The following is a 25,889-nucleotide window of genomic DNA, read 5'->3' on the forward strand; positions in this document are numbered from 1 at the left end:
GTAAAATTAGCGCATTGCTTCAAAAAAATGGAGCAAAACTTCATCATTAATGGTTGTTGGTGTAATTATTTCTAAAATTTTTGGGGCATCATTATTTTCAAAGAAATAAGGCAACGTTTGCTGTAAGTCCTCTAGATTTTGTGCCGAAAAATAATCTAGCCCATACATTTTTGCCAAATACTCTGCTGTAAGCGTATGTTGGGTTTCAAAATATGTATTGAATACTTCATTTTCGGTATGCCCAGGTAGAATTCTAAAAATACCTCCTCCTCTATTATTAATTAGTATTAATTTAAAATTATGAGGAATATAATTGTTCCATAAGGCATTACTATCGTAAAAGAAACCTATATCGCCTGTAATAAAAACCGTAGGTTTGCTGGTAGTTACAGCAGCTCCAATAGCTGTAGAGGTACAACCATCTATACCGCTTGTGCCTCTATTGCAAAACACTTCTATACTTGAATCTATTTCAAATAATTGTGCATATCGTATGGGTGAACTATTGCTAATATGCAATTGTATAGTATGAGGTAAATGTTTTAGTAATACTTCGAAAACTTTTAAATCAGAAAACGGAATGCGTTCTAAATATTGTACAGCATTTATTTTTCTAGAGGCATTTATTTTTAAAAACTCATGCTGATAATTACTACTGTTTGGTGGAGTATTTTGATAGACTATTTTCAAAAATTGATTGGCATCTATTTTAAAATGTTGCGATAGCACTCCAAAAGTATCGTAAGCTCTTAAAGTATCTACATGCCAATGCGCTTTGGGTTTATATTTTCTAAAAAAAGCTTTAATACGTTTAGAAACAATCATTCCTCCAAATGTAAGCAAGATTTCAGGTTTAAAATTTTCAAAATCTTCTTCGCTAAAAGTGGTAATGAGGGTATCTATATGATTGATAAAATTGTTGTGATGTACATTTGAAGTTACTTCTGTTAGTACAAGTACCGAAGTGTCATTTCCTAAAGCTTCTATGTATTGTTTTTCAACAACATTAGGATACATACCGCCTATTAAAACTATTTTTTTACGAGCTGTATTCCATGTGTATAAAAACTCCGAAAAATCTATAGGCTCATTCGGCTCTTTTTCAAGAGTAGTAATATTTACAGAAACTTGTAACTCATTTACTGTTTGATACAAAGGCTCTTCAAAAGGAACATTTATATGCACGGGGCCGCATTTATCTATTGCTATATCTATAGCATTACAAATTAAGGCATCGTTATCTTTTGAAGCATTTTCTGCTAAATTGGCATTGTATAAACTGTGATTCTCAAACACGTTTTCTTGACGTATCGTTTGCCCATCTCCAATATCTATTTTATCTTTTGGACGATCGGCTGATACTACAATAAAAGGTATTTGACTGTAAAATGCTTCTGCCAAAGCAGGGTAATAGTTTAAAAGTGCCGAACCCGAAGTACATACTACGACTACAGGTTTTTGAAGTTGTTGTGCCATACCCAAAGCAAAAAATGCAGCGCTGCGTTCATCTGGAATGCTATAGGTTTGAAAATCTTGATTGCTCGTAAAACCAATGGTTAAAGGAGCATTTCGAGAACCTGGTGAAATTACAATATGTTGAACACCTTTGGCTTTAAAAATCTCAATTACAGATTGTGCCAACGGAATTTTAGGGTAAATCATTTTTAATGCTAGTATAAGTTGCAAAATTACACTAATAAAAGAATTTTTACTTTTTAAACCGTAAATTTCTTTCACATTATTACTTACATTTGAAACAATAAAGTTTTAGCTATGTCTATCGTTATACAAACATATCAACCCCATGACTTGGTTTCTATAATAGAAATTATCAATTACAACATTCAAAACACCACATCATTGTACGATTACAACTTGCGTACAATAGAACACCAAGAACAAATTTTTCAAGATAAATTAGATAAAGGCTTTCCTATTATAACAGCCAAAATAGATGAAAAAATTGTAGGATTTGGCTACTACAGCGAGTTTAGAACCCGAGATGCTTACCAATATACTGTAGAACACTCTGTTTATGTAGATCATCATTTTCATCATAAAGGCATTGGTAGTGCTCTGTTGGACAAACTTATCGAGCTTGCTCAAGTTCAAAACAAACATGTAATGATAGGGGTTATTGATTCTAAAAATAAAAACAGTATCGATTTTCATGTAAAAAAAGGATTTGAAATTGTAGGTGAAATGAAACAAATAGGATTTAAATTTAACCATTGGCTCGACACGACTTTTGTTCAGAAAATAATCAATAAATAAGGCTAATTTTTAATAATATTTTAAAAATTAATGCCAATCAAGTATTTTAAGTAGTAATAATTTAACAACCAATTACACAACATATTAGCAATTGTGGTTTATAAAACGTACATTTGTAACCAATTTAAAATACTTTATGAATAAATTTGAACAATTAGGTCTGAATGAATCGCTACTGCTGGCGATAAAAGATCTAGGATTTGAAAATCCGTCAGAAGTCCAAGAAAAGGCGATTCCAGTACTATTGGAACAAAACACAGATCTTGTAGCCCTTGCGCAAACAGGAACAGGGAAAACAGCGGCATTTGGTTTTCCGCTAATACAAAAAATCGATGCAGAAGATAGAAGCACTCAAGCTTTAATACTCTCTCCTACACGAGAATTATGCTTACAAATTACCAACGAGATTAAACAATACTCAAAATATGTAAAAGGTTTACATACAGTGGCAGTTTATGGAGGTGCAAGCATAACCGAACAAGCCAAAGATGTAAAACGAGGCGCTCAAATTATTGTTGCAACACCAGGTCGTATGCAAGATATGATAAATAGAGGCTTTGTAAACATTAAGAATATTAATTATTGTATTCTTGATGAAGCAGACGAAATGCTCAATATGGGCTTTTACGACGATATTGTTTCTATATTGTCTGACACTCCAGATGAGAAAAATACATGGTTATTCTCGGCTACAATGCCTGCAGAAGTTGCTAGAATTGCCAAAAAATTCATGGTTTCGCCCGAAGAAATTACTGTTGGTGCAAAAAATTCTGGATCATCTACAGTTTCGCACGAATTTTATGTAGTAAATGCTCGTGATAGATATGAAGCATTAAAACGATTGGCAGATGCAAACCCTGATATTTTTTCGGTTGTTTTTTGTAGAACAAAAAGAGATACTCAAGCTATAGCCGAAAAACTTATTGAAGATGGTTACAATGCTGCTGCTTTGCATGGAGATTTATCGCAAGCGCAACGCGATGGGGTAATGAAATCGTTTCGCGGTAGACAAATACAAATGTTGGTTGCTACCGATGTAGCAGCTCGTGGTATAGATGTAGATAATATTACACACGTAGTAAACTACCAATTACCCGATGAAATAGAAACCTACAACCACCGCTCTGGAAGAACAGGTCGTGCAGGAAAACTTGGTACCTCTATTGTAATTGTTACCAAAAGTGAATTGAGAAAAATTCATGCAATAGAAAAAATAATCAAACAAAAGTTTGAAGAAAAACCTATTCCATCTGGTATTGAAATTTGCGAAATTCAATTGTTGCATTTAGCCAACAAAATCAAAGATACCGAAGTAGATCATGAAATAGATAGCTATTTACCTGCTATAAACGATGTTTTACAAGATTTATCGAAAGAAGAATTAATTAAAAAAATGGTTTCTGTAGAATTTAATCGTTTTCTTAATTATTATAAAAAGAAAAAAGATTTATCTAATGAAACGCGTGGCGAACGCAATAGCGAAGCTAGAACTTTTGAAGCTGGAGATGCAGTAAGATACTTTATCAATATTGGATCAAGAGATAATTTTAACTGGATGGATTTAAAAGATTTCTTAAAAGAAACTCTAGATTTAGGCAGAGATGATGTATTTAAAGTAGATGTTAAAGAAGGTTTCTCTTTCTTTAATACAGATGCAGAACATGTAGACAAAGTAATGGATACTTTGAATGGTTTTGTACTAGAAGGAAGACGCATTAATGTTGAAATTTCTAAAAACGACGGAGGTTCACGCAATAGCGGACGTAGAGATCATAATGGTCGAAAATCATCTGGAAGTAGCGACAAGAGAGAACGTAGAGATCGAAGCGGAACAGGTTTTAAACCAAGAAACTTTGAAAATAATTCTGAGAGAGGTTTTTCATCTAGACGAGAGCGTACTTCTACTTCAGATAAACCAGCTAGACGTTCAGAAAACAAAAGCAATACGCGCTCATTTGAACAAGCTAAAAGCAGAAGAAGCCGAAACGCATAACTGTTAATTAATTGATAATAATTACAAAAAAACTGTAATTTATCGCATAGAGTTATTACTTTTAAACTTTCATAAAAGTACTATGAGATATATTACAGTTTTTTTATTGGTTTTTATTCCACTTACACTTTCTGCTCAAAATTTTCAACGCCAGAAAGTTTCTGCAACCATACACAATAGCCAAAATTTAATGCCTTTGATTAATGTTAATATTATTAATATTGATAAGGCAAAAGGCGCTTCAACTAATGAATTTGGCTATTTTGAAATTGAGGCCGAAGCCAATGACACCTTACATATATCTATGATTGGATTTCAATCTATTCGAGTAAGAGTAACCAACGACTGGATAAAAAAAGGTTCTACAAAAATTTATCTTACAGAAAAAGCAATTGCGCTAGAAGAAGTAAAAGTAAGAAAATACAACCTTACGGGTTATTTAGAAATAGACACAAAGTATATTCCAGAAAAAACAGTAAGTTACCGCTACAGTATTTCGGGACTTCCAAATGCCTATGAAGCAGGCGAAAATTCACCAAAAGCATTCTCTAGAGTTATGAATTCTATATTCAATCCAGCAGATATGCTCTATAATTTCTTTGCTAAAAAACCTAAAGAATTACGGAAACTTAAAGACATGAAAAAAGATGATAAGGTTCGTAATTTACTCGAAACAAAATTTGACCGAGAAACCATAGCCGTACTTTTAGGAATTGATAAAAAAGAAATTGCCGAAATTCTTACCAATTGTAACTATTCTGAGACTTTTATAGAAACTGCCAATGATTTGCAAATACTTGACGCAATAAGTCAATGTTATGAAGAATACAAGGTATTAAAGAAAAATTAAATCAGTATGGAACTAAATTGTGTAAGGCATTTTAATACCGATGTTTCGAGTATTGCATTGCCCCAAAAATTTACATTCCCTTTTTATTACACACCACATACGTTAGCTAAAATTGCTGCCGAAGAACTTCAAGAATATCTCGTAAAACAACAAGATTTTGAACACAATTTTGGGTTACAACCTCACCAAAACGGTTTAATTATCGGCAAAATGTTTGGTGTGTTGGTTGTAGAACTGCCCAATAAATCTCTTGCATACTTAGCTGCATTTTCTGGCAAACTAGCCGAAAGTAATTATATTTCATTTTTTGTGCCTCCTGTTTTTGATACACTTCAAAAAAATGGTTTTTATAAAAAAGGAGAAGAATTACTCAATCAATACAACAAAGAAATTGAGGCATTTGAAAATAATGTAGATTATATAAAAGAAAAATCTCTTTTAGCCGAAATAAAACAAAAAGCAACAACCGATTTATCGTATTTAAAAGAGAAAAATAAATCAAACAAACTACTTCGCGATACAATGCGTAAAAAAGCATTAGAATCTCATAATGAAGATGTAGAACAATTACTGTATCAACTTAACGAAGCGAGTAAAAATGATAGCATACTGCTAAAAAAAGCTACTAAATATTGGAATTATTGTATAGAAAATCAAGAAAAAATAGTTCAAATATTTGATGAACAATTAGCTACATTAAAAGAAAAACGAAAACAAAAATCGGCTAGCCTACAACAACAATTGTTTGAAAATTATTCGTTTTTAAATCAATATCAAGAATCTAAAAGTTTGGGCGAAATATTTCAGCAAAATCCTCCTGCAGGCGCTGGAGAATGTGCTGCTCCAAAACTTTTGCATTATGCATTTACTCATCAGCTAAAACCTATTGCATTGGCAGAATTTTGGTGGGGACAATCTCCAAAATCTGAAATTAAAAAACATAAGCAATACTACCCTGCTTGTATAGGAAAATGCAAACCTATTTTATCGCATATGCTTCAAGGTATTAAAACCGACAAAAATATGTTGGCAATCAATCCTGCCGAAGGAAAAGAGTTAAAAATTATATATGAAGACGATTACTTGGCAGTAATTTGCAAACCCGAAGAATTTTTATCGGTTCCCGGTAAAGAAATAATCGACTCTGTACAAACTAGAGTACAACAAATGTTTCCAAAAGCCACTGGACCATTGGTGGTACATAGACTAGATATGTCTACCTCTGGACTCATGCTTATTGCAAAAACAATTGATATTTATACTGCCTTGCAAAGTCAATTTATTCAGAGAAAAATAAAGAAAACTTATATTGCTCTGTTAGACGGAGTGATATCAACACCAAAAGGAAGAATAGACTTGCCGTTGCGGGTAGATTTAGACAATAGACCCTATCAAATGGTTTGTTATGAATATGGTAAACCTGCCACAACAGATTATGAAGTGATTGCTACACAAAACGGAAAAACTTTAATTCATTTTTACCCTATTACTGGTAGAACGCATCAATTAAGAGTTCATGCCTCGCATCATTTGGGTTTACACACTCCCATTGTTGGAGATGATTTGTATGGCACAAAAAACAAAAGACTTTGCTTACACGCTAGCCAATTAGTTTTTACGCATCCTATAACACAAGAACTTTTAACCATAGAAAACCCTATAGATTTTAATTCGTCTTATGAATAATCATTTAATTTTATAATAAAAAAACTACTGATTAAAAAATAAATACATGAAAATTAAAACTTTACTATACATTTTTGGCATATTACTTAGCCAAGTAACAACTCTTGCTCAAGAACAAAAACCTACAAGAAAAGATACATTACAAGGAGGTTTACGACCAGAGCGAACAAATTATGATGTTTTAAAATATCACTTAAACTTAAAAGTTATACCCGAAAAAAAATACATTGAAGGTTTTAATGAAATTACGTTTAAAACAATTCGTCCGTTACAAAAAATGCAAATAGACCTATTTGACAATATGACCATAGATTCTATTGTATTTAAAAATAAAAAAATGAATTATCAACGTGAATTTCATGCTGTATTTATTGATTTTAGTGCCGAAAATAATCTAGAAAACACCACTCAAAACATCACTATATATTATAAAGGAAATCCTATTGAAGCAAAAAATGCACCTTGGGACGGTGGATTTGTGTACAAAAAAGATGCACAAGGAAAACCTTGGATAGGCGTTGCTGTACAAGGAAAAGGCGCTAGCATTTGGTATCCGTGTAAAGACTCTCAAACCGATGAGCCTGATTATGGTGCATTGGTAGAAATAGCTGTTCCAAATGGGTTGATGAATGTTTCAAATGGGAAATTGATACGCACTACACCTCAAAAAGACAATTATACATTATGGTCTTGGGAAGTTAAAAACCCTATAAACAATTATGATATTACCTTAAATATTGCCGATTACGCTCATTTTGAAGATGTATATAAAAATCTTTCTTTAGATTATTATGTATTGAAAGAAAATCTCGAAAAAGCAAAAATTCAATTTGAAGAAGTAAAACCAATGCTTGATTGTTTTCAAAGTAAATTTGGACCTTATCCCTTTGAAAATGATGGGTACAAACTTGTAGAAACACCTTATCTAGGTATGGAGCATCAAAGTGCTGTAGCTTATGGTAATAAATATAGAAAAGGATATTTGGGTATGGATTTGTCGGGTACTGGAGTTGGTTTGAAATTTGATTTCATTATTATTCATGAATCTGGACATGAATGGTTTGGCAACAGTATTACATCGGCAGATATTGCCGATATGTGGATACACGAAGGTTTTACACAATATGCAGAAATTGTGTATGTAGAATGTACTCAAGGCTATGATGCTGCTTTAAAATATGCCAAAGGATTACAAAAAAATGTAAAAAATGATGTACCTATTATTGGAATTTATGGCGTAAATAGAGAAGGTAGCGGCGATATGTATCCAAAAGGCGCTATGCTATTACAAACATTACGTCATTGTATTGATAATGATGAACTTTGGTGGAAATTATTGTATGATTATAGTACAACTTTTAAACATAAAATTATCGATACAAAAACTGTAATAGATTACTTTAATCAATATATACAGCGTGACTATACTGCAATATTTAATCAGTATTTACGTTACACTACAATACCTAAGCTAGAAATAAGCAAACAGAAAAAGTTTTTGGAATATCGATGGGTAACAACCGAACCCAATTTTTCTATGCCAATTGTACTTGAAATTGATGGCAAAGAATATAAAATTAAGGCAACCAATAGCTGGCAAAAGCTCGATTTAAAAAGTAAAAAAGCAAAACAAATAAAAGTAGACATCAGCAAATATTATATAAACTTGGATGTAAATTAAAAATTATGAAAAACTACCGTTTATTTTTACCAATCCTATTTTTTATTCTGTCAATTTACACCAGCACAGCTCAAACAGACACTTTGAAAGTAATAGAGCATTTTACTAAAATTACAAAAAACAAACCTTATAGAAACTATAAAAATATTGAAGCTCTCAATACTGTAGCGGAATATATTTATAACGAATTTTCAAAATACTCTCAAAAAACACATTATCAAGAATATACTGTTGATGTTAAATTTTACAAAAATGTAATTTGCAATTTCGGAAAATCCAAAAGTTAGCAGTCATTATAAAAAAACGATACAGCTAAAATATCAAACTAAAATGACAATAAGTAAAGCCAAACTTCCTGATAAATCACTTCTAAAAATTGACGAAAAATCTTATGATTATATTGACAGTTTTCAAGGAAATTTTATTGACAAAAATGGAAATATTGACATTACTAAAATCGGAAAATTGTTCTTTTCAAGCGGACCAAAATGGATTGACAATTTATTTGTGTTGCGAAATAAATTAGTTAGACTATTAGGATTAAAAACTTCTGGCAGAATAACAGACAGACAAAAAATGCTTGACAATTTTAAATGTGAAAAAGGCGAACAACTTGGACTATTTAAAGTATTCGACAAAACGGAAAACGAAGTTATTTTGGGCGAAGACGATAAGCATTTGAATTTTAGGGTTTCTTTGTTAATAGACAAGCAAACTGAAAACAAAACGGATAAAAATTTAATTATTTCAACAACTGTAAAATTTAACAACTGGTTTGGTAGACTTTATTTTCTACCTGTTAGACCATTTCATAAATTAATAGTTCCAAAAATTTTAAAGGGTATAATTAATAATATAGATGACTCAAAAAACAAATGATGCAAACTTTTAGAAATGCAAAGCAAATAAATTTTAATACAATAATATATGTCCTTATATTTTCATTGTTAATGAGTTTTTTTGGCTATTTATATGAGCAAATAGATTTTATACCAAATTATTTATTAGCTAATAATCCAAAAGAAATTTCTGTTTATTGGAGTAAATTTCATTATATAGTTAATCCTGCTCATTATCATATATTACCTGCAACACTCACTGTATTTTGTTTGTTATATATCTGGATAAATAGAAAACGCTTAAATAAATTACAATACAAATCTCTAATTTTAGTAACCACATTGATAATTATTGTAAATATTTTAACCGTAATTGCTGTTTTTCAAATTAATGACAAGTTGTATTTTAGTAAAGAAGTCAATAATCAAATTAATTTGAAATGGCTTGCAATAGTTTGGAGTTTTATTAACATAATTCGTTTACTTATACTCTTTATTTGCAGTCTAGAAATCTATAATAAATTCAAAACAAATTGACAAAAACCTAAATGAAATTAAAAACAATGAACCGCCAACAAGGTATTGTCAAAAACGGGGATGAAGTGCTAAATCGAACATTTGAACATTTTATGTACCTTTGTGCTATTAAAACCCAAACTTCGGCAATACCCAAAACGGTAAAATGTTTAGTATAAGACCGCCATTTTGATATGTTTGGTATTTTGGTTGAATACAACATTTTACAGAAATATAAATTACCATCAAAAACTGATCAAATGAGCACGCTAGATATTAAAAGAATGATCGATGTAATTGATACTATATTTTACAGCGTGATTCATTTAAAAGTAGAGTAGATTTTTAATATGATATAAAAAAAAACGGAATTCTAATAGAACTCCGTTTTTTTATTATACAGTAAGAATTTTATTTATCCTAAAACTTCTTTTACTTTTTTACCTATTTCTGCAGGTGAATCTACAACATGTATTCCGCATTCTCTCATGATACGTTTTTTAGCTTCAGCAGTATCGTCAGAACCTCCAACAATAGCTCCTGCATGTCCCATAGTTCTACCTTTTGGAGCCGTTTCACCTGCTATAAAGCCTACTACAGGTTTACGATTTCCGTCTGCTTTAATCCATTTTGCAGCATCGGCTTCAAGTTGTCCTCCAATTTCGCCAATCATGATGATACATTCTGTTTCTGGATCGTTCATAAGCAATTCTACAGCTTCTTTTGTAGTTGTTCCAATTATTGGGTCTCCACCTATACCTATAGCTGTTGTAACACCAAAACCTTGTCTTACTACTTGGTCAGCTGCTTCGTAAGTAAGTGTACCCGATTTTGATACGATTCCTACTTTACCTTTTTTGAAAACAAAACCTGGCATAATACCTACTTTTGCTTCTTCTGGAGTGATAACTCCTGGGCAGTTTGGCCCTATTAGTCTACAATTTCTATCTTTTACATAGTCGTATGCTTTAATCATATCGGCTACAGGAATACCTTCGGTAATACAAATGATTACTTTGATACCTGCATTGGCAGCTTCCATAATAGCATCAGCAGCAAAAGCTGGCGGAACAAAAATAATAGATGTATCTGCACCTGCTTCGTTTACAGCATCTTGAACCGTATTAAAAACTGGTCTTCCTAAATGTGTACTTCCCCCTTTTCCTGGAGTTACTCCTCCTACTACATTGGTTCCATATTCAATCATTTGTTCTGCATGAAATGTACCTTCACTTCCTGTAAAACCTTGTACTATTATTTTAGAATTTTTATTTACTAAAACGCTCATAATATTGTGTGTTTGATTTATTGAATTTGTGTAGCAAAAATACTAATTACTAATTAGTATCTTGCTATTTAGTATTAGTTTTTTAATGAAATTTGCTAATTTTCTATATATCATTTTAAGAAAACTGACTCATTTGATAGCCTCTGTAAAGTTTACCGTCTTTAAGTTCCCAAAAAACACAAAAGTTTGCCAATAGCATCTCTTCGTTTGGGTTTTCTATAGTTTTAACAAAATGAGAGTAACGCAATGCTACTTTATTTTCTTCTGCTACAAAATGACTTATTCGTATGATAGATTTTATATAAGCTTTTTTTAAATCTTTTGATAATTCTAAAATATCGTGTTTGTGCATCGCCACAAAGCCTTTGGTACTATTCCATTCCAACAAAACATCTTCGTGCAAAAATGTACTTACCGCCTCAACATCAAGTAAAACATCGGGCATATAAAATTCAGATACAATTGTTCTAGCTTTACTCATTTTTAAGTCTGGAAAGATACTGTGGAAGTCTTTTTAAATTGGCCAATTGTTTTAGTTTCTCTCTAGAATCTTCTACAGGTGTACCAAAATATACTTTGCCTCCTTCTATAGATTTTGTTACTCCGGTTTGTCCCAATACCACAGCTTTTGTTCCAATAGTAATTCCGCTTGTAGTACCAACTTGCCCCCAAAGTGTAACTTCATCTTCAACAACTACACAGCCTGCAATACCTGTTTGAGCTGCAATTAAACATTTTTTACCTATTTGTGTGTCGTGACCCACATGGACTTGATTGTCTATTTTTGTACCAAAACCTATAGTTGTATCTCCAGTAACACCTTTGTCTATAGTACAAGCAGCACCAATGCCTACATGATCTTCTATAATAACTCTCCCACAAGAAAGTAACTGGTCAAACCCTTCTGGGCGTTTTTTATAATAAAAAGCATCAGCTCCAATAATACTTCCAGAATGTATAATTACATGGTCTCCAATAACACAATTGTCGTAGATTGTTACGTTTGCATGAATGATACAATTGCTACCAATAGTTACATTATTACCTATAAAACAATTGGGTTGTATTATGGTATTATTACCTATTGTAGCACTAGAGGCTATAGAGGTAGAACTACTTACAAAAGGTTTAAAATGTTGGCTTAATTTATTAAAATCTCTAAAAGGATCGTCTGATATTAATAACGCTTTACCTTCTGGACAAGCTACTTCTTTGTTAATGAGTACTATTGTAGCTGCAGATTGTAGTGCTTTATCGTAATACTTGGGGTGGTCTACAAAAACAATATCACCTGATTCTACTACATGAATTTCATTCATACCCAATACAGGAAAATCATCACTACCAATGTATTGGCAGTTGATGATTTTTGCAATTTCTTGTAACGAATGTGGTTTTGGAAACTTCATTTGCTAAATTTGAAAATTTGAAAATAAATCAATTTGAAAATTCTCAAATTTTCAAATTTTATAAGATAATAACTCTCGTTATACTCTTTCTATATATTTTCCTGTTGCAGTATCAATTTTTATTTTGTCTCCTTCATTAATAAATAAAGGTACGTTTACCGAAGCACCTGTTTCTACAGTAGCTGGTTTGGTAGCATTGGTAGCGGTATTACCTTTTACACCGGGCTCTGCATAGGTTACTTCCAATACTATAGAAGCAGGCATATCTACAGACAATGGCATATCGGTTTCTGTATTTACCTGAATCATTACGTTTGTACCTTCTTTTAATAAATCTGGAGCATCAAGTACATCTCTGTTTAATGTAATTTGTTCGTATGATTCGGTATTCATAAAATGAAAATCTACTCCCTCGTTATATAAATATTGATAGGTGTGTGTTTCTACACGAACAACATCTATTTTATGTCCTGCTGAAAAAGTGTTGTCTAATACTTTTCCTGTTGTTAATGATTTTAATTTGGTTCTTACAAATGCTGGACCTTTACCTGGTTTTACATGAAGAAATTCAATAATTTTATAAATATCATGATTAAACTTGATACAAAGTCCGTTTCTAATATCTGCCGTAGATGCCATTTTAATTTATTATTTGTTAATTGTTATTGATGTTTATTTGTTTAATATCCTCCTGAGTATCCTTTCATAATTCCTCTCGATGAATTTCTAATAAAAAGGATAATCTCATCTCTTTCTGGTGTAGCTTCCATTTCGGCTTCTATAATACCTAGAGCTTGAGAAGTATTGTAATTTTTTTGATATAAAATGCGGTATATTTCTTGTATTTCTCTAATTTTCTCTGTAGAAAAACCTCTTCTTCTTAATCCTACAGAGTTAATCCCAACATAAGATAAAGGTTCTTTTGCTGCTTTGGTAAAAGGAGGTACATCTTTTCGCAATAAAGATCCACCAGAAATCATAGCATGATCACCTATACTAATAAATTGATGTACAGCCGAAAGTCCGCCAATAATAGCATAATTTCCTACCGTAACATGACCTCCTAAGAGTACACCATTTACTAAAATAGCGTTATCTCCAATATGGCAATCATGCGCTATATGTGCTGCGGCCATAATTAAACAGTTTTTACCAACAACGGTTTGCCCCGAAGCTATAGTACCTCTATTTATGGTAACACACTCTCTTACAGTGGTATTGTCTCCAATAATAGCGAGAGAGTCTTCTCCGCCAAATTTTAAATCTTGTGGTACTGCAGAAATTACAGCTCCAGGAAAAATGTTACAATTTTTTCCAATACGAGCTCCTTCCATAATGGTTACATTTGAACCAATCCAAGTGCCCTCTCCTATTTCTACATTATTGTGTATTGTTGTAAAGGGTTCAATTACAACATTTTTTGCAATTTTAGCCCCTGGATGTACATATGCTAATGGTTGATTCATAATACTAATTTTGTTGTTTCACAATTTGAGCCATCAATTCGGCCTCTGCTACCAATCTGCCATTAGCATAAGCATTTGCCTGCATGTGACATATTCCTCGTCGCATTGGAGAAATTAAATCGCATTTAAAAATAAGTGTATCACCTGGTAATACTTTATGTTTAAATTTTACATTATCTATTTTCATAAAGTAAGTAAGGTAATTTTCTGGATCTGGTACAGTACTTAATACCAATATCCCGCCCGATTGAGCCATAGCTTCTACGATTAATACACCTGGCATAACGGGTGCTCCTGGAAAATGTCCTACAAAGAAATTTTCATTCATAGTTACATTTTTCATACCTACTACATGAGTTTCAGACATTTCTATGATGCGGTCTATGAGTAAAAATGGTGGTCTATGTGGTAGGATATTCATAATTTGATGAATATCCATAAGCGGAGGTTGGTTTAAATCGTAAACAGGAACTTGATTTTTTTGTTCTAGTTTAATTATTTTAGATAGTTTTTTTGCAAACTGTGTATTTACAAAATGTCCTGGTTTATTGGCTATTACTTTACCTTTTATTCTAATGCCAACCAATGCTAAATCGCCTATTACATCTAATAATTTATGGCGAGCAGCTTCATTGGGGTAATGTAGTGTTAAATTATCTAAAATACCATTTGGAGTTACCGAAATATGTTCTTTATTGAACGCTATTTTTAGGTTTTCCATGGTTTCTGGAGAAATTTCTTTGTCTACATAGACTATCGCATTATTTAAATCTCCTCCTTTTATTAGTCCGTTGTTTAATAGTGTTTCCAACTCGTGCAAGAAACTAAATGTTCTCGAATCTGCTATTTCTGTTTTAAAATCGTGTAACGATTTTAAAGTTGCATTTTGCGTACCTAAAACCTTTGTGCCAAAATCTACCATGGTTGTTACACAATAATCATCGTTTGGAATTATAGTAATTTCACTACCTGTAGCTTCATCTGTATATGAAATAACTTCTTTTACAACATAGTATTTTCTTTCGGCATCTTGCTCTACAATTCCAGCTTTTTCTATAGCTTCAACAAAATATTTTGAAGAACCATCCATAATAGGAGGCTCCGACTCGTTTAGTTCTATAATTACGTTATCCAAATCACACCCCATTAAAGCGGCTAATACATGCTCTGAGGTTTGAATTTTAACACCTAACTTTTCTAAATTGGTTCCTCGTTGTGTGTTTACTACGTAGTTTGCGTCTGCTTCTATAATAGGTGTGCCTTCCAAATCAACTCTAACAAAAGTAAAACCATTATTTACAGGGGCTGGTTTAAATGTTAAAGTAACATCTTTACCTGTATGAAGCCCTACTCCTGTTAATGAAATTTGATTTTGAATGGTTTTTTGTTTAACCATGATAAAATTATTTAGTATCTAATTGTTTTTTTATTGTTTCTATTTCTGTGACAATTTTAGGTAAATTTTTAAAATGCACAAAAGATTTATTAAAATCGCCATAATTTAATGCCGGAGAACCTTGTACTACTTCATCGTCTTTTAGGCTTTTTGCAATACCAGATTGGGCTTGAATGCGAACTCTATCGCCAATTACTATGTGTCCTACAATACCTACTTGCCCACCAATCATACAGTTTTTACCAATTTTGGTTGAGCCTGCCACACCTGTTTGCGATGCTATAACTGTATTCTCGCCAATTTCTACGTTGTGAGCGATTTGAATTTGATTGTCGAGCTTTACGCCTTTTCTAATTATTGTAGAACCCAATGTAGCTCTATCTATAGTAGTACATGAGCCTATTTCTACATTGTCTTCTATAATTACGTTTCCAATTTGTGGAACTTTTGAGTATGTGCCATCTTCTTGTGGAGCAAAACCAAATCCGTCAGAGCCAATTATGGTTCCCGAGTGAATGGTACAATTAGTACCTATTTCGGTTTCAGAATAGACTTTTACACCTGCAAATAAAATACAGTTATCTCCTATTACTACATTATCTCCTATAAATGTATTTGGGTAGATTTTAACATTATGTCCTATGGTTACATTTTTGCCAATGTATGAAAAGCATCCCAAATATATATTATCTCCATATACTACATTTTCAGAAATAAAAGACGGTTGCTCAATTCCCGATTTCATGAGTTTTACTTGATTGTAATACTCTAATAATTTGGAAAATGATTTATATGCATCTTCTACTTTAATGAGTGTAGTAGTAAGTCCTTGTTCTGGAACAAAAGTTTTATTAACAATAGTAATAGTAGCTTTTGTAGTATAAATATAGTTTGAATATTTTGGATTGGCTAAAAATGTAAGAGAACCCTCTGTACCTTCTTCAATTTTTGAAAGTTTATAGACTTGGGCTTCTGGATTTCCTATAATATCTCCTTCTAATATACCCGCTATTTGTTCTGCTGTAAACTTCATTGTATAACTGTTAAGATTTAGTTGAAAGCGTGCCTCATTTTATATAGATGCAACAAATTCAATCGGACAAAAATATAAAATTAAATTAAATTGTTAAGCTATAGTTAATACTTTTGGATAGCATATAAAGTATTTTGTTACAGGTTTTGATAAAGCTTTAAGGTTTAACTGGTCTGAAGCTTCAACAACATCTTCAATAGTTTTGTCTTTTTTAAGTATTCTAATGGGCTCACTAGCCTTATTATACGCTTGATTTTTGAGCTTTCCTTTAAAAATAAAGTACTCCAATTCTTTTTCGGTTAATTGCACTTGGTTGTTGAATTGTGCTTTGAGTGATGTGATAGTTTCTTGACTAGGTTTTTCTTCGGTAATAACAATTTTGAGTAAATCTCTATTAATAATCATACTACACAATGATTTGAGCACAAAATCGTCAGAAAATTGCCACTCTTTTATAGCGCTCATTACATCGTAATCGTCTAATAGTGCAAATTTTTTAAGTAAATCTGTAGTAAACATTTCCTTTTCTACTCTATTATCAATAAAATATTTTAAGGGTTTGCTACATTCTAAAAACACACCTTTTAAACTGAGTTCTTTGGCTCTTTTTAATATTTTTGTAAGAATAAGTTCGGCTACAACACTCGTTTTGTGTAAATAACATTGCCAATACATTAATCGGCGTGCCACTATAAATTTTTCTACAGAATAAATTCCTTTTTCTTCAATAACCAAAACATCATCTTGAACGGTCATCATTTGAATAAGTCTTTCGCTATTAATATTACCTTCTGCTACATCACTGTAAAAGCTATCTCTTTTTAAATAATCCATTCTATCCATATCCAACTGACTCGAAATGAGTTGGTACATAAATTTTCGATGGTATTCACCTTTAAATATTTTAATTGCCAAAGTTAGTTTTCCTGAAAACTGTCTATTCAATTCTTCCATAAACAGCAACGAAATGGCTTCGTGAGAAATATTTTCTACAATACTATGTTCCATAGCGTGAGAATAAGGTCCATGACCAATATCGTGCAAAAGTATCGCAATAAGCAATGCGTTTTCTTCTTCTTCCGAAATAGTAATCCCTTTAAATTTAAGGGTATGAATTGCACTTTGCATGATGTGCATACAACCTAAGGCATGATGAAATCGAGTGTGATTGGCTCCAGGATATACCAAAGAGGATAACCCCATTTGTGATATTCGTCGTAATCTTTGAAAAAAAGGATGTTGAATTAAATCGTAAATTAAACTATTAGGAATTGTAATAAATCCATAAATTGGATCGTTGAATATTTTAAGTTTATTAGTAGCAATCAAATTAATATGGTTTTATAAATACAAAGGTAATTTAATTTTTTTAATACGTTTTCTTAGAAATTACATGATACCGCTATTTTACACGTAACAAAAAGATAAAAACTAAGCTTCTCATAACCAATTTATTGAAAAATATTATGCAAAAATCTATAAAAAAGGTTTGCATTCGTAAAAAGTGTTTCTATATTTGCACCTCAATTAAGGCTTAGGGGAGATACTCAAGCGGCCAACGAGGGCAGACTGTAAATCTGCTGACTATGTCTTCGCAGGTTCGAATCCTGCTCTCCCCACAAAACCTTATTTCTTTCCTAAAATTTCAATCAAAGCTTTATCAATTGTTTTAAAAGTAAATCGAAACTCAGTGTTTTTGAGTTTTTGACACGTTACTTTTTCACTTTTTAAAATAAGTTCACTCATTTGGCCTAACATAAGTTTTAATATAAAAGCAGGAATAGCGGGTAAAATAAGTGGCTTTTTAACTAGATTTGCAATACATTGAGTTAATTTTTTATTGGTAACAGGCTCTTCTGCAACTCCATTTACCACACCTTCTAAGGCATTTTCTATACTATAATAGTAAACATTAACTAAATCTTGAACATGTATCCAAGACATATATTGATTTCCTGAGCCCAAATAACTACCGAAACCCCATGCAATAGGTTTTAGTATAGGTTGCAAAGCGCCACCTTTGCTTGATAAAACAACACCTGTTCTCACTTTTGTAACTTTCCCGAATATTGAAAATTTATCGGCGGTTGCCTCCCACTGTTTTACAACATCGGCTAGAAAACTAGATGCTGTATCTACATTGTTCTCGGAATATAGTGTAGAATAACTTTCGGGGTAAATAGCTGTTCCTGAAGCAGAAATAAAATGTTTTATTTTTGTATTACTTCGAGATAAGGCATCAAATAATAAATTTGAGCTATCAATTCTACTCGAAATAATTTCTTCTCGGTACTTTTTTGTCCATCGTTTTGCAATTGAAGCTCCTGCCAAATGGACTATAACATCTACGCCTTCCAAACAAGCGGTATCGATTTCTTTACAGGCAATATTCCAATAAAAACCTTTGTAGTGAGGCTCGTTTACACATTTTTGTTTTGAGGTGGTTAAATAATGTATTGTATGCCCACTTTGTACTAGTTGTTGTGATAATTCGGTGCCTATTAATCCTGTAGCTCCAGTTATTAATATTGTCATGCCCTTATTGTTTTAATTTTATGGTCCATTCAAAATCAAATACGGCTACTTGTTGCCCTTGTTCATTAACACCAATAGATTGCATCCAAAATGTTTGCCCTTCACCTGTTTGTAAAGTTTTTTGTATAGCGTTGTCTATGTTACTTCCATCGAAACAAGAAAATGTTATTTTACCTGTAGCTTTTTTTGTAAAAACCGACTTGTTTTGAGCCACAAGCATCGATATTGGTTTTTTACTTTCTTTTATTTTCATGATAACCAAAGCTCCCGTAGAAAGTTCGGCGGCCATAGCTTGTACTGCAAAATACATCGATTTGAAAGGGTTTTGATTTATCCACGAATGCTTTACTCTAACAGTACATGCAGTAGATGTAATCGATTGAACACGAACACCACACCAAAACGCAGATGGTAATTTATAGAATAAAAATAAGTTGAGTTTTCTTTCCATTTTTTTCATAACACACAATTTGTTGTAAAGATACAAATATTGTAAAGGCAAGTAAAACATTATCAATTGTTAATATTTTGTTAATTTTAAGTACTTTGTTTTGCATAATACCTGCTTTTAGAATTATCTTTGTATAAGAAATTAATAGTTTAAAGAAAGTATTATAGAACTTAAAATAAAACAATCATGACTTCCAACGAAAAAAACACCGCTACCTTTATACACTTAAGTATGCTTACCCAATATTTTATTCCATTTGGAAATTATATTTTTCCTGCTATTATTTGGGCATCAAAAAAAGAAAGTTCAAATTATATAAATCATCATGGCAAGCAAGCCTTAAATTTTCAATTAAGTATTTTTTTGTATAGCATTTTATTATTATTAGTATCTATTCCTACTCTATTGTATACTTTTTTCAAAAACAGTAACTTTTTTGAGTTAATATATAAACACAATAACTATTCTGAACGATTTAATCTTGAAAACATTTCAGGAGTTGTTGTACTAGCTTGTATTGCCTTACTCATATTTGCATTATTAAAAATTTTTGAATTTGTTTTAATACTTATAGGCGCTCTAAAAGCTTCTGAAGGAATAGAATATAAATACCCTATGACTATTAATTTCTTTAAATAAAATCATCAACAAGCAATCATCAATCATCAATCAAAAAACGAACAGTTTAATTAAATTTAAAAAACCATGAACATTGAAAATACCAAAGCGCAAATGCGAAAAGGAGTTCTTGAGTTTTGCATTCTATCGGTTCTAAAAGAAAAAGAAGCTTATACCTCTGAAATTTTAGATACGCTAAAAGCAGCCAAACTCCTTGTAGTAGAAGGTACTGTTTACCCTTTACTAACCCGATTAAAAAACGACGGGCTACTTACCTACAGATGGGAAGAATCTACCTCTGGGCCACCCAGAAAATACTACGGTCTTACCGAACTAGGCAAAACATTTTTAACAGAACTAAATGGTACTTGGAGAGAACTTTCTGATGCCGTAAACATAATAACCAACAACAAAAACTAATTATCATGAACAAAACAGTAAACATAAATATAGGTGGAATATTTTTCCATATCGATGAAGATGCTTACCAAAAGTTATCTAGATATTTTGATTCTATTAGAAAATCGCTTACCAACTCTGGTGGTAAAGACGAGATCATGAAAGATATAGAAATGCGTGTAGCAGAATTATTTACAGAAAAACAAAAGTCTGATAAACATGTAATTAACAACAAAGATGTTGATGAAGTAGTAGCCGTTATGGGGCAACCAGAAGATTATAGACTTGAAGAAGAAAACGAATCTAACGGAAGTTATACATCGTCTGCAAAAACTAAAAAACTATATCGCGACAAAGACAAAGCTACTATTGGTGGTGTTTGTACTGGTTTAGGTCATTATTTTGCAATAGATCCTATTTGGATAAAAATACTTTTAATCATTATTACTCTTGCTGGATTTGGATTTGGCATTATAGCATACATCGTTTTATGGGTAGTGATTCCTGAGGCAAAAACTACTTCAGAAAAACTAGAAATGACTGGCGAACCTGTAAATATTTCTTCTATTGAAAAAAAAGTAAAAGAAGAATTTGAAGCTGTTTCCGAAAAAATTAAAAATGTAGACTACGACAAAATTGGTAACCAATTAAAATCTACAACAACCAATGCAGGTGGTAAATTGGGCGATATTATCATTAAAATATTCAACATATTTGCCAAAATTATTGGTGCATTTATTACCATGATTGCTGGTTCATCGCTTATTGCCATATTTTTTGGTGCTGTATTTTTTATGTTCTCGTCTAGCTTACCAGAATCTATTATTATGAATCATATAGAAACGCCTATTAGCCTAGACACACCTTTATGGTTACAAGGTATATTATTCTTGCTTGTATGTGGTATTCCTGTATTTTTCTTACTTATTTTAGGTTTAAAACTTATGATAAACAACCTAAAATCTATTGGAACCGTCGCCAAACTAACTTTGCTAGCTACTTGGATTATTGCTACTTCATTTACAGTATACTTGGGTGTAAAAGAATCTATGATTATGAATTATTCTGGTAAAAACATCAAAAAAGAAATGCTTACCATAAAACCAAACGATACTTTGTTTGTAAAATTTAAAACCAACGATTTTTATTCTAAAGATGTTACTGAAAAAACAAGTTATGATTTTACACAAGATGAAACCAAAAAAAATGTAATCTATTCAAACAATGTATCACTCGAAGTACTTTCAACAGACGAAAAAACAGCCTATTTACAAATAGAAAAATATGCTGTAGGCACAACATCTTCTTTGGCAAACAATAGAGCCGAAAGCATGAAGTACAAGTTTAATTTTGATGGAAAAAAATTAATACTCGACAACTATTTTATATCAGAAATGATACACAAATCTAGAAATCAAGAAATAAAATTATATCTTTATTTACCTAAAGGAACCTTGGTTAAATTTGACAAAAGTGTTCAAGAATATGACGAATCTGATAATAATTATTTCAACCTCCATTTTAGTTCAGACAATTATATCTACAAAGCCGAAGAATCAAAACTTATATGCCTAAATTGCCCTGCAGATGAAAACGAGTACAATGATGTTGATGTAGAATATGGTATAGATGCAGACAGTTTAGACATCAATAGCGATAACCTAGACAATGCAGAAATAAAACTAAATAAAGACGGTATACTTGTAAAGGTAAACGAAACCAAAAACAGTACTAAAAATCAAGATAACCAAGAAACAAAATCAATCAAAATAGATAAAAACGGAGTTTCAATCAAATCTAAATAAACTAAGTTATGGCACGCACAATTTTTCATTTCACAAAGTATATAGTAGTAGTGTGGTTATTATTGATAATGACTTCATGTAAGTACACAATTGGCAATCAAATAGAAGGAAACGGTAAAGTAAAAACCGAAAATAGAGAAATAAATGATCCGTTTAGCAAAATAAAAGTAAGCCAAGGTATTCACGTAATTGTAGAACAAGCCAACAACACTTCTGTAACAATAAATGCCGATGAAAACTTACTACAGTATATTTCTACTCGAGTAGAACATGGTGTGCTTATAATTTCTACAAATAAAAGCTATGAAACTCAAAACGATATAGAAGTAAATGTAAAAATGCCTATTATAGATGGATTTGATACTTCTAGCGCTTCAAGTATTACCAATTTAGGCAAACTTAAAGGCAATAAACTTGAATTAAATAGTAGTAGCGGTAGCGAAATAACACTGGAATCTATAGAATTTGCACAAGTAAATGCCGATGCGTCTAGTGGAAGTGAAATTACACTAAAGGGTAAAACGTTCAACTACAGTGTAGATGCCTCTAGCGGAAGCTCTATAAACTCCGAAAACCTTTTAGCCAATACCATTATAGCAAAAGCTTCTAGCGGCAGTAGCCTAGATGTTCACCCATTGGTATCACTTACTGCCAAAGCCTCTAGCGGAAGTAGTATAAATTATGATGGATCGCCAAAAAATGTAACACAAGACTCCAGCTCGGGAGCCTCGATACAAAGCACAAGAAATTAAGTTTTTGTTTTTGTTTTAGTTGAAAACATCTCGGTTTTTCGAGATGTTTTTTTTAATTTTGCACAAAATTGCATAAAAATGAAAAAAATTATAAGCGTACTTTTTATACTACTTGTCAGTCTAAGTTTTGCTCAAAAAAAGGAGAAGATAAAAGGCTCTAAAATAGTTACTGTACAAAAAAAACAAATTGAAAACTTTGAATCTATAGAAGTATACGACAATCTAGAAATTTTTCTAGTAAAAGGCAACGAATGTGGTGTTGAAATAGAAGCCGATGATAATCTACATGAAGCTATTCAATTTACAATAAGTGGTACCAACCTGCGTATTTCTACATTAAAAGATATTACTGGAGCAAAAAAATTAAGTTTGCGCATTACTTACACAGATAATTTTAAAATGGTAACGGCTCGAAATGAAACGGTAATTTCTGCTTTGCAAGATGTAGAACTTGATACTATTATTTTTAGAGGTTTTGATAAAACTAAACTTTACATCAATGCCAAATCAAAAAATTTTGATGTAGAACTCGACGATAAATCGTCGGCAGAATTAAACTTAAAAGCTGATAATTCTAAAATTAGCCTTCAAAAATCTTCCAATTTAAAAGCCTTAATTGCTGCAAATAATTTAATTGTCGATTTATATCAAAAATCTGATGCAACTATAGAAGGCGATGTAGATGCACTGAAAGTTCGTTTGGATAATAATTCTAACTATGTTGGTAAAAATCTAGTTTCAAAAAATGCTTCAATCACAGCCGAAGGCTATACCACAGCAATAATAAACTGTAAATTAGCACTTACATTATACGCAACAGGAAAATCTCAAATTCAAATATATGGCGACCCTACTTTTGATTTAAAACAATTTTCAGACAGCGCTATTTTGCTAAAAAAACCGAGCAGATAATACTATTGTATAAAAATTTACAGTAAAAGAGGTTTTATAAAAGTTTATAAAACCTCTTTTCTATTTATATTGCAACAAAAATTAATCAATTAAAATGGTATGATAACACTCAATTTTAATCCGTTTCCTGTTCTTGAAAGCGAAAGATTACATTACCGCCGTTTAAATGAAAACGATTTGGACATTATTTTAAAACTGAGAGGTAATCCAGAATCTATGAAATATATTCCGAGACCGTTGTGCAAAAACCTAGAAGACGCAAAAGCACATTTAGACATGATAAACCAAAAAATCAATGCCAATGAAGCTATTAACTGGGCTGTAGTATTAAAAACAACACAAGAAGTAATTGGTTTTGTAGGGCATTATAGAATACAAATAGAAAATGCTCGATCGGAAATTGGCTACATGATTACGCCAGAACATTACAACATGGGGTATACTACAGAAATAGTAAATACCTTACTCGATTACGGATTTAATACTCTTGATTTACACAGCATTGAAGCTGTAATTGACCCAGAAAATACAGCTTCTGAACGAGTGCTACAAAAAAATAATTTTGTAAAAGAAGCACACCTTATTGAGAATGAATTTTTTGACGGAAAATATTTAGACACTGTAATCTATTCTTTACTAAAACGAAACTATACCAAATAAAAAAAGCCGATTTACACTGCTGTAAATCGGACTTTTTCAACCGATAAAATCGGTACTAACCAATAACTCTATCGTGATTGTTTTCTAAAGAATTAGAATACAAATTTAAATCCAAATGATAATGGAGTTGTTAATGTAGGATTAGATCCTCCCAAAGCTCCATTGTAACCAGACTCTACACTTGCAACGTGAGCAACTGAAAAATCAGTAACTGTAGTTTTATCTCCTGCTTTTGGAGTTAAAGTAGTTTGACTAAAATTAGCTAAATTGTAAGAAAACTCTACAGAGAAGTTTTTAGTAACAAAGAAATCTAAACCACCAGACATAGAAAGTCCGTATTGGCTTACTTTCAAATCACTTTCTTTTTCTTTACCAGTGATAATTGGAGCTGCTAATTGTCCGAAGAAATAAAAATTATTAGCTACACCCCAATATTTTCTTACTAAAGGTTGAACTACAATTAAGTTAGTGTTTGCATTAGTTCCAACTTTGTCTTCATTTTTAATTCCTATAGAACCAAAACCAAGACCTACAGCTGTAGTAGGAGCCACAAATGTTCCAACAATTGGTAAAATTGTTGTATTGGTTGCTTTAGCATCACCTTGTTTAGTTTGTGAATAACCTATTTGTGCTGTAGCAAACCAAGCACCTTGTAAACCTGCTTTTTTTTCTTGAGCGTTTGCAGTTAAAGATAATAATGCAATACCTGCTAATACGAATAATTTTTTCATTTTGTTTTTATGTTTAAAATTATAAGGCAAATTTATAGGCATCAATGCTCATAAAAACTGACTTTTGTCATAGTTTGAAATTTTTTTTGCGTGTATAATTAGCCCTTTGTTTTTACAGTTATTGTAGTACATTTGTGTTATGATTCAAAAAGCCATAAACATAGTAAATAAAAGAGCAAAATTTGATTATGAAATTATCGATAAGTACGACGCAGGTATTGTACTTACTGGTACAGAGATAAAATCGATACGTTTGGGTAAGGCCTCTATTGCAGAAAGCTTCTGCGAATTTCATAACAATGAATTATTTGTTATTAATTCTAATGTAGAAGAGTATTTGTATGGTACGCATTACAATCATAGGGCAAAAAGCGAAAGAAAACTCTTACTCAATAAAAAAGAATTGCGAAAACTTGAAAAAGATTCACAAAATAAAGGTTTAACTATAGTACCTCTGCGGTTGTATACCAACGAAAAAGGATTGGCAAAAATAGAAATTGCTTTGTGTAGAGGTAAGAAAAACTACGATAAACGTGAAACTATGAAAGAACGCGATACGCAAAGAGATTTAGACCGAATTAAAAAATCATATTAA

Annotated in this window: 27 protein-coding genes and 1 tRNA gene; 16 read left to right on the plus strand and 12 right to left on the minus strand. The window is 31.7% G+C overall.

Features of this window, described 5'->3' with window-relative positions; translation table 11 throughout:
- Positions 1-6: 6 nt before the first annotated feature.
- Positions 7-1,662 (minus strand): 2-succinyl-5-enolpyruvyl-6-hydroxy-3-cyclohexene-1-carboxylic-acid synthase, encoded by a 1,656-nt coding sequence (menD, locus tag Q361_RS05880; RefSeq protein ID WP_103725882.1) that lies wholly within the window; start codon positions 1,660-1,662, stop codon positions 7-9.
- 111 nt (positions 1,663-1,773) lie between these two features.
- Between menD and Q361_RS05885 the strand changes: the two genes are divergently transcribed.
- The 8 genes from Q361_RS05885 to Q361_RS05920 all read left to right on the plus strand — a co-directional run bounded on the left by Q361_RS05885 (position 1,774) and on the right by Q361_RS05920 (position 9,860).
- Positions 1,774-2,274 carry a GNAT family N-acetyltransferase gene (locus Q361_RS05885; protein WP_103725791.1) on the plus strand — a complete coding sequence of 167 codons (501 nt, stop codon included), beginning with the start codon at positions 1,774-1,776 and terminating at the stop codon, positions 2,272-2,274.
- Between the two features lie 136 nt (positions 2,275-2,410).
- Positions 2,411-4,267, plus strand: a complete 1,857-nt coding sequence (locus tag Q361_RS05890) for a DEAD/DEAH box helicase (RefSeq protein WP_103725792.1) — start codon at positions 2,411-2,413, stop codon at positions 4,265-4,267.
- A gap of 82 nt (positions 4,268-4,349) precedes the next feature.
- The gene (locus Q361_RS05895) at positions 4,350-5,117 is read left to right on the plus strand and encodes a carboxypeptidase-like regulatory domain-containing protein (RefSeq protein WP_103725793.1); all 768 of its coding nucleotides are present in this window, start codon (positions 4,350-4,352) and stop codon (positions 5,115-5,117) included.
- Positions 5,118-5,123: 6 nt separating this feature from the next.
- Positions 5,124-6,803, plus strand: coding sequence for an RluA family pseudouridine synthase (locus Q361_RS05900; RefSeq protein ID WP_103725794.1), 1,680 nt, complete (start codon positions 5,124-5,126; stop codon positions 6,801-6,803).
- Between the two features lie 46 nt (positions 6,804-6,849).
- A complete protein-coding gene (locus Q361_RS05905) occupies positions 6,850-8,484 on the plus strand; it encodes a M1 family metallopeptidase (RefSeq protein ID WP_103725795.1) in 1,635 nt (544 codons plus the stop codon).
- 5 nt (positions 8,485-8,489) lie between these two features.
- On the plus strand, positions 8,490-8,771 hold the full coding sequence (locus Q361_RS05910) for a hypothetical protein (RefSeq protein WP_103725796.1): 282 nt from the start codon (positions 8,490-8,492) through the stop codon (positions 8,769-8,771).
- Between the two features lie 43 nt (positions 8,772-8,814).
- Positions 8,815-9,363, plus strand: a complete 549-nt coding sequence (locus Q361_RS05915) for a DUF2867 domain-containing protein (protein ID WP_103725797.1) — start codon at positions 8,815-8,817, stop codon at positions 9,361-9,363.
- A complete protein-coding gene (locus Q361_RS05920; protein WP_103725798.1) occupies positions 9,360-9,860 on the plus strand; it encodes a hypothetical protein in 501 nt (166 codons plus the stop codon). Before Q361_RS05915 ends, Q361_RS05920 begins: the two co-directional genes overlap by 4 nt.
- 394 nt (positions 9,861-10,254) lie before the next feature.
- On the opposite strand, the gene sucD is transcribed toward Q361_RS05920, so the two are convergent.
- The 8 genes from sucD to Q361_RS05960 form a co-directional block, all read right to left on the minus strand.
- On the minus strand, positions 10,255-11,127 hold the full coding sequence (gene sucD, locus Q361_RS05925) for a succinate--CoA ligase subunit alpha (RefSeq protein ID WP_103725799.1): 873 nt from the start codon (positions 11,125-11,127) through the stop codon (positions 10,255-10,257).
- Between the two features lie 115 nt (positions 11,128-11,242).
- On the minus strand, positions 11,243-11,608 hold the full coding sequence (locus Q361_RS05930; RefSeq protein WP_103725800.1) for a nuclear transport factor 2-like protein: 366 nt from the start codon (positions 11,606-11,608) through the stop codon (positions 11,243-11,245).
- A complete protein-coding gene (locus tag Q361_RS05935) occupies positions 11,601-12,536 on the minus strand; it encodes a UDP-3-O-(3-hydroxymyristoyl)glucosamine N-acyltransferase (RefSeq protein WP_103725801.1) in 936 nt (311 codons plus the stop codon). Before Q361_RS05935 ends, Q361_RS05930 begins: the two co-directional genes overlap by 8 nt.
- Positions 12,537-12,614: 78 nt before the next feature.
- On the minus strand, positions 12,615-13,175 hold the full coding sequence (gene efp / locus Q361_RS05940) for an elongation factor P (RefSeq protein WP_103725802.1): 561 nt from the start codon (positions 13,173-13,175) through the stop codon (positions 12,615-12,617).
- Positions 13,176-13,216: 41 nt separating this feature from the next.
- The gene (gene lpxA, locus Q361_RS05945) at positions 13,217-14,002 is read right to left on the minus strand and encodes an acyl-ACP--UDP-N-acetylglucosamine O-acyltransferase (RefSeq protein ID WP_103725803.1); all 786 of its coding nucleotides are present in this window, start codon (positions 14,000-14,002) and stop codon (positions 13,217-13,219) included.
- A 4-nt stretch (positions 14,003-14,006) separates the two neighbouring features.
- Positions 14,007-15,398 carry a bifunctional UDP-3-O-[3-hydroxymyristoyl] N-acetylglucosamine deacetylase/3-hydroxyacyl-ACP dehydratase gene (locus Q361_RS05950; protein ID WP_103725804.1) on the minus strand — a complete coding sequence of 464 codons (1,392 nt, stop codon included), beginning with the start codon at positions 15,396-15,398 and terminating at the stop codon, positions 14,007-14,009.
- A 7-nt stretch (positions 15,399-15,405) separates the two neighbouring features.
- Positions 15,406-16,431 carry a UDP-3-O-(3-hydroxymyristoyl)glucosamine N-acyltransferase gene (gene lpxD / locus Q361_RS05955; protein ID WP_103725805.1) on the minus strand — a complete coding sequence of 342 codons (1,026 nt, stop codon included), beginning with the start codon at positions 16,429-16,431 and terminating at the stop codon, positions 15,406-15,408.
- Between the two features lie 93 nt (positions 16,432-16,524).
- Positions 16,525-17,760, minus strand: a complete 1,236-nt coding sequence (locus Q361_RS05960; RefSeq protein ID WP_103725806.1) for an HD domain-containing protein — start codon at positions 17,758-17,760, stop codon at positions 16,525-16,527.
- A 208-nt stretch (positions 17,761-17,968) separates the two neighbouring features.
- Here Q361_RS05960 and Q361_RS05965 point away from each other — a divergent pair.
- Positions 17,969-18,050, plus strand: a tRNA-Tyr gene (locus tag Q361_RS05965).
- 7 nt (positions 18,051-18,057) lie between these two features.
- Here the strand turns inward: Q361_RS05965 and Q361_RS05970 are convergent.
- A complete protein-coding gene (locus tag Q361_RS05970) occupies positions 18,058-18,966 on the minus strand; it encodes a TIGR01777 family oxidoreductase (protein WP_103725807.1) in 909 nt (302 codons plus the stop codon).
- 4 nt (positions 18,967-18,970) lie between these two features.
- Positions 18,971-19,426 carry a DUF4442 domain-containing protein gene (locus Q361_RS05975; RefSeq protein ID WP_103725808.1) on the minus strand — a complete coding sequence of 152 codons (456 nt, stop codon included), beginning with the start codon at positions 19,424-19,426 and terminating at the stop codon, positions 18,971-18,973.
- 177 nt (positions 19,427-19,603) lie between these two features.
- Between Q361_RS05975 and Q361_RS05985 the strand changes: the two genes are divergently transcribed.
- The 6 genes from Q361_RS05985 (at position 19,604) to Q361_RS06010 (ending at position 24,563) form a co-directional block, all read left to right on the plus strand.
- Positions 19,604-20,056 carry a DUF4870 domain-containing protein gene (locus Q361_RS05985; RefSeq protein ID WP_103725810.1) on the plus strand — a complete coding sequence of 151 codons (453 nt, stop codon included), beginning with the start codon at positions 19,604-19,606 and terminating at the stop codon, positions 20,054-20,056.
- 66 nt (positions 20,057-20,122) lie between these two features.
- Positions 20,123-20,455 carry a PadR family transcriptional regulator gene (locus Q361_RS05990; protein ID WP_103725811.1) on the plus strand — a complete coding sequence of 111 codons (333 nt, stop codon included), beginning with the start codon at positions 20,123-20,125 and terminating at the stop codon, positions 20,453-20,455.
- Between the two features lie 5 nt (positions 20,456-20,460).
- Positions 20,461-22,239: a PspC domain-containing protein gene (locus Q361_RS05995; protein WP_103725812.1), complete on the plus strand. Its 1,779-nt coding sequence runs from the start codon at positions 20,461-20,463 to the stop codon at positions 22,237-22,239.
- Between the two features lie 8 nt (positions 22,240-22,247).
- Positions 22,248-22,991: a head GIN domain-containing protein gene (locus tag Q361_RS06000; RefSeq protein ID WP_103725813.1), complete on the plus strand. Its 744-nt coding sequence runs from the start codon at positions 22,248-22,250 to the stop codon at positions 22,989-22,991.
- 78 nt (positions 22,992-23,069) lie between these two features.
- Entirely contained in the window at positions 23,070-23,903 is an 834-nt protein-coding gene (locus Q361_RS06005; protein WP_103725814.1) for a GIN domain-containing protein, read from the plus strand.
- Between the two features lie 99 nt (positions 23,904-24,002).
- Complete coding sequence (locus Q361_RS06010; protein ID WP_103725815.1) at positions 24,003-24,563, plus strand: GNAT family N-acetyltransferase; 561 nt, start codon at positions 24,003-24,005, stop codon at positions 24,561-24,563.
- Positions 24,564-24,655: 92 nt separating this feature from the next.
- On the opposite strand, the gene Q361_RS06015 is transcribed toward Q361_RS06010, so the two are convergent.
- Positions 24,656-25,294, minus strand: coding sequence for an outer membrane beta-barrel protein (locus Q361_RS06015; protein ID WP_103725883.1), 639 nt, complete (start codon positions 25,292-25,294; stop codon positions 24,656-24,658).
- 142 nt (positions 25,295-25,436) lie between these two features.
- Between Q361_RS06015 and smpB the strand changes: the two genes are divergently transcribed.
- On the plus strand, positions 25,437-25,889 hold the full coding sequence (gene smpB, locus Q361_RS06020) for an SsrA-binding protein SmpB (RefSeq protein ID WP_103725884.1): 453 nt from the start codon (positions 25,437-25,439) through the stop codon (positions 25,887-25,889).

The organism is Flavobacterium croceum DSM 17960 (assembly GCF_002917885.1).
In the GTDB taxonomy this organism is placed as follows: Bacteria; Bacteroidota; Bacteroidia; order Flavobacteriales; family Flavobacteriaceae; genus Flavobacterium; species Flavobacterium croceum.

Excerpts from the sequence above, each read along its gene's own strand:
- Q361_RS05950 (WP_103725804.1), bottom strand. The coding sequence starts at position 15,398 with ATGGTTAAACAAAAAACCATTCAAAATCAAATTTCATTAACAGGAGTA.
- Q361_RS06010 (WP_103725815.1), top strand. The coding sequence starts at position 24,003 with ATGATAACACTCAATTTTAATCCGTTTCCTGTTCTTGAAAGCGAAAGA.
- Q361_RS06015 (WP_103725883.1), bottom strand. The coding sequence starts at position 25,294 with ATGAAAAAATTATTCGTATTAGCAGGTATTGCATTATTATCTTTAACT.
- Q361_RS05915 (WP_103725797.1), top strand. The coding sequence starts at position 8,815 with ATGACAATAAGTAAAGCCAAACTTCCTGATAAATCACTTCTAAAAATT.
- Q361_RS05970 (WP_103725807.1), bottom strand. The coding sequence starts at position 18,966 with ATGACAATATTAATAACTGGAGCTACAGGATTAATAGGCACCGAATTA.
- Q361_RS06005 (WP_103725814.1), top strand. The coding sequence starts at position 23,070 with ATGAAAAAAATTATAAGCGTACTTTTTATACTACTTGTCAGTCTAAGT.
- Q361_RS05935 (WP_103725801.1), bottom strand. The coding sequence starts at position 12,536 with ATGAAGTTTCCAAAACCACATTCGTTACAAGAAATTGCAAAAATCATC.
- Q361_RS05895 (WP_103725793.1), top strand. The coding sequence starts at position 4,350 with ATGAGATATATTACAGTTTTTTTATTGGTTTTTATTCCACTTACACTT.
- Q361_RS05920 (WP_103725798.1), top strand. The coding sequence starts at position 9,360 with ATGATGCAAACTTTTAGAAATGCAAAGCAAATAAATTTTAATACAATA.
- menD (WP_103725882.1), bottom strand. The coding sequence starts at position 1,662 with ATGATTTACCCTAAAATTCCGTTGGCACAATCTGTAATTGAGATTTTT.
- Q361_RS05905 (WP_103725795.1), top strand. The coding sequence starts at position 6,850 with ATGAAAATTAAAACTTTACTATACATTTTTGGCATATTACTTAGCCAA.
- Q361_RS05910 (WP_103725796.1), top strand. The coding sequence starts at position 8,490 with ATGAAAAACTACCGTTTATTTTTACCAATCCTATTTTTTATTCTGTCA.
- Q361_RS05995 (WP_103725812.1), top strand. The coding sequence starts at position 20,461 with ATGAACAAAACAGTAAACATAAATATAGGTGGAATATTTTTCCATATC.
- lpxA (WP_103725803.1), bottom strand. The coding sequence starts at position 14,002 with ATGAATCAACCATTAGCATATGTACATCCAGGGGCTAAAATTGCAAAA.
- efp (WP_103725802.1), bottom strand. The coding sequence starts at position 13,175 with ATGGCATCTACGGCAGATATTAGAAACGGACTTTGTATCAAGTTTAAT.
- Q361_RS06000 (WP_103725813.1), top strand. The coding sequence starts at position 22,248 with ATGGCACGCACAATTTTTCATTTCACAAAGTATATAGTAGTAGTGTGG.
- sucD (WP_103725799.1), bottom strand. The coding sequence starts at position 11,127 with ATGAGCGTTTTAGTAAATAAAAATTCTAAAATAATAGTACAAGGTTTT.
- lpxD (WP_103725805.1), bottom strand. The coding sequence starts at position 16,431 with ATGAAGTTTACAGCAGAACAAATAGCGGGTATATTAGAAGGAGATATT.
- Q361_RS05990 (WP_103725811.1), top strand. The coding sequence starts at position 20,123 with ATGAACATTGAAAATACCAAAGCGCAAATGCGAAAAGGAGTTCTTGAG.
- Q361_RS05930 (WP_103725800.1), bottom strand. The coding sequence starts at position 11,608 with ATGAGTAAAGCTAGAACAATTGTATCTGAATTTTATATGCCCGATGTT.
- Q361_RS05900 (WP_103725794.1), top strand. The coding sequence starts at position 5,124 with ATGGAACTAAATTGTGTAAGGCATTTTAATACCGATGTTTCGAGTATT.
- Q361_RS05985 (WP_103725810.1), top strand. The coding sequence starts at position 19,604 with ATGACTTCCAACGAAAAAAACACCGCTACCTTTATACACTTAAGTATG.
- Q361_RS05890 (WP_103725792.1), top strand. The coding sequence starts at position 2,411 with ATGAATAAATTTGAACAATTAGGTCTGAATGAATCGCTACTGCTGGCG.
- Q361_RS05885 (WP_103725791.1), top strand. The coding sequence starts at position 1,774 with ATGTCTATCGTTATACAAACATATCAACCCCATGACTTGGTTTCTATA.
- Q361_RS05975 (WP_103725808.1), bottom strand. The coding sequence starts at position 19,426 with ATGAAAAAAATGGAAAGAAAACTCAACTTATTTTTATTCTATAAATTA.